1 rRNA gene is annotated in these 1,577 nt (G+C 54.8%); it reads right to left on the bottom strand.

The window, feature by feature from the left end:
* Positions 1-1,577, bottom strand: a 23S ribosomal RNA gene (locus AC2YJL_RS27605); the annotation flags it as partial.

Here is a 1,577-nt window from a genome sequence, read left to right as displayed (position 1 = left end):
CGCTATGGGAAATCTCATCTTGAGGGGGGCTTCATGCTTAGATGCTTTCAGCACTTATCCCGTCCACACATAGCTACCCAGCGATGCCTTTGGCAAGACAACTGGTACACCAGCGGTGTGTCCATCCCGGTCCTCTCGTACTAAGGACAGCTCCTCTCAAATTTCCTACGCCCACGACGGATAGGGACCGAACTGTCTCACGACGTTCTGAACCCAGCTCGCGTACCGCTTTAATGGGCGAACAGCCCAACCCTTGGGACCGACTACAGCCCCAGGATGCGATGAGCCGACATCGAGGTGCCAAACCTCCCCGTCGATGTGGACTCTTGGGGGAGATAAGCCTGTTATCCCCGGGGTAGCTTTTATCCGTTGAGCGATGGCCCTTCCATGCGGAACCACCGGATCACTAAGCCCGACTTTCGTCCCTGCTCGACTTGTAGGTCTCGCAGTCAAGCTCCCTTGTGCCTTTACACTCTACGAATGATTTCCAACCATTCTGAGGGAACCTTTGGGCGCCTCCGTTACATTTTAGGAGGCGACCGCCCCAGTCAAACTGCCCACCTGACACTGTCTCCCGGCCCGATCAGGGCCGCGGGTTAGAATTTCAATACAGCCAGGGTAGTATCCCACCGACGCCTCCACCGAAGCTAGCGCTCCGGCTTCTCAGGCTCCTACCTATCCTGTACAAGCTGTACCAAAATTCAATATCAGGCTACAGTAAAGCTCCACGGGGTCTTTCCGTCCTGTCGCGGGTAACCTGCATCTTCACAGGTACTATAATTTCACCGAGTCTCTCGTTGAGACAGTGCCCAGATCGTTACGCCTTTCGTGCGGGTCGGAACTTACCCGACAAGGAATTTCGCTACCTTAGGACCGTTATAGTTACGGCCGCCGTTTACTGGGGCTTCGATTCAGAGCTTCTCCCAAAGGATAACCCCTCCTCTTAACCTTCCAGCACCGGGCAGGCGTCAGCCCCTATACTTCGCCTTGCGGCTTCGCAGAGACCTGTGTTTTTGCTAAACAGTCGCCTGGGCCTATTCACTGCGGCTCTCTCGGGCTATACACCCTACCAGAGCACCCCTTCTCCCGAAGTTACGGGGTCATTTTGCCGAGTTCCTTAACGAGAGTTCTCTCGATCACCTTAGGATTCTCTCCTCGCCTACCTGTGTCGGTTTGCGGTACGGGCACCTCCCGCCTCGCTAGAGGCTTTTCTTGGCAGTGTGGAATCAGGAACTTCGGTACTATAATTCCCTCGTCATCACAGCTCAGCCTTTATGATGAGCGGATTTGCCTACTCATCAGCCTAACTGCTTGAACGCGCATATCCAGCAGCGCGCTTACCCTATCCTACTGCGTCCCCCCATTACTCAAACGGCGGGGAGGTGGTACAGGAATATCAACCTGTTGGCCATCGCCTACGCTTTTCAGCCTCGGCTTAGGTCCCGACTAACCCTGAGCGGACGAGCCTTCCTCAGGAAACCTTAGGCATTCGGTGGACAAGATTCTCACTTGTCTTTCGCTACTCATACCGGCATTCTCACTTCTAAGCGCTCCACCAGTCCTTACGGTCTGACTTC

This window comes from Priestia sp. SRI_019 (assembly GCF_057586255.1).
This window is presented reverse-complemented; position numbering and strand designations above follow the sequence as displayed.